This window comes from Peribacillus sp. NPDC056705, from assembly GCF_043656335.1.
In genome coordinates this window covers 1-1,148 of the sequence record NZ_JBHTYI010000248.1, presented here as the reverse complement: position 1 = coordinate 1,148, position 1,148 = coordinate 1, and the positions used below count along the sequence as shown (strand labels likewise).

Annotated in this window: 1 protein-coding gene and 1 pseudogene; both read right to left on the bottom strand. The window is 59.3% G+C overall.

The window, feature by feature from the left end:
• The coding region (locus ACFRAK_RS29390) for an EscU/YscU/HrcU family type III secretion system export apparatus switch protein (protein WP_394573251.1) at window positions 1-161 on the bottom strand (161 nt) is incomplete at its 3' end.
• Window positions 158-1,148, bottom strand: a pseudogene (locus ACFRAK_RS29385) (hypothetical protein); the annotation flags it as partial. The pseudogene ACFRAK_RS29385 and the gene ACFRAK_RS29390, both read right to left, overlap by 4 nt.

Genomic DNA, 1,148 nt, shown 5'->3' with positions numbered 1-1,148 from the left:
TCCTGTACCGGGACGCCATGTTCCATCGCTTTGCTGAGAATCGACTCGGCGAGCTTTCCCTGTCCCTTTGCTACGACAATCGGAGCCTCGCTCTCACCAGGGGTATATTTCAAAGCAACGACTTTTTTCATCGCTTGATCGGGTGTTTGCCCTGCAGTCATATTCTAAGATCCACCCCTTTGTAGGCTTGGGGCGTGAATTCGGCTGCCGTGCCCTGAACATCCAGCTCGATTGAGGCTTTGGAAGCGACAGGTAAAGGCTCGGTTCTAACGCTCAGCAGCTGATAACCAATGGACTCGACGGCGGCCGTCAGCTCCTGCCTCCGTCCTTCGAACAGTTCGGCAGCAATCTCATGATCATTACGGAATTGCAGACTTACGATCCGATCCACAACCTGGACATCAATCAAGGTTGGTCCTAGAAATTTCATATCGAGGTCAAACAACAGCCGACAATTGGCGGCATCCAGCGCGCCCTTCTGCCCCCTGCGCGACTGAATATGTACCGAAGCCGTCTGCTCACCATCTGCCCCGTGGAGTGGTATGAACATCGTGACCTGCGCGAATGGAGCTGTTCGATCCGTATTCAGCAGAAGCTGCTGTCCCGTAAGATGCTGCACTAATTGCTGAGCTGCCTCCTTAAGGGCGGGAGGCGTATCCTGACTGGCCATCACTTGAAGCAGCACGCCCTTTAGCGTATCCTGCTGGGCAATCGAATCGCCAGCTCCAGGTGCTATGGTTGCCGCTGCTGGTAGACCGGCAATCGGAGTAGCTTGCGGCGGCTGAACATTGGGGGTAAAGCCGGGCACGGGCTGTGCCGAAGTGCTTGCCAGGTTCGACGCGGGGATGTTGGTCCCTTGCGTTGTCCCCGCGTTTACAGCTGTTGCTGCCGCGGTAGATACTGGTTGCTGCGCGCCTGCTGGCTGTTGCGCTGTTGTTGGCTGCTGCGACGCGGCGGCTGTCGCTACAGCCGCTGGTGTTGCTGGGGCAGCGGCGACCGCGTTCGGCAGCGCGGGTGCAGCACTGCCAGCGGGATTCGCTGCCGACTGCGCGGCCGTTGACGTGGCCGCGGTGCTGGCACCACCTGCGGGGCCTTGTCCGGCCCCGCGCAGTGCCTGCTGCTCGTGCTCTGCACCGAGCAGCTTAAGC